This is a genomic window from Polaromonas sp. P4_H1, from assembly GCF_056400945.1.
Genome location: NZ_JBFUKG010000157.1, coordinates 1 through 517, shown reverse-complemented (window position 1 = coordinate 517; position 517 = coordinate 1). Strand labels below are relative to the sequence as shown.

The following is a 517-nucleotide window of genomic DNA, read 5'->3' as shown; positions in this document are numbered from 1 at the left end:
CGCCTGCTGATCTTAATGCGAGCTGCGGCATCGTTCTGCTCAACGCCGTCCCTGCGAGTTCAAGTCTGCTTACCGGCTCCCTCCTTGTATTCTCGCAAAATTCGCCGGACTGCTCCGGCAATCAAGCAACCATTGGACTTGGGGAGTACGTCAAGGCAGACACATGCTCGCGGCGCACCCGCGACGCTCGCAACGTGACGGGAACCGTATGGTGTTTTAGCGGGACCAAAATTATTTGTAGGCGGGACGCATTGCGGGCCTACCGGGAACGGCGTCTCAACGACTACCCGGCTTCGGAATTAGACGACCTTCAGCCGGTCCGCAGCGGGGTCGCAATTGCATACCTTTCCCACCACCAGTCGCTTGGAACAACGCTCAATTAGAGCTCTTGATCCCACGTCCTTGCATGCACGCAAACTCTTGCATAGACGAACTCGCCGCGCGGGCCTTTGGGTTGGCGCGGCTCCTTTATGTGATCGTAACGTTTTACAGAGCGCTAACCTGCGCGACTGGCGCC

Annotated in this window: 1 protein-coding gene; it reads left to right on the top strand. The window is 58.0% G+C overall.

Annotated elements, in window-relative coordinates:
• Nucleotides 1-383, top strand: a 383-nt coding sequence (locus AC1DS5_RS25640) for a hypothetical protein (RefSeq protein ID WP_477721056.1), incomplete at its 5' end; no start/stop codon positions are given.
• Between the last annotated feature and the right edge of the window lie 134 nt (nucleotides 384-517).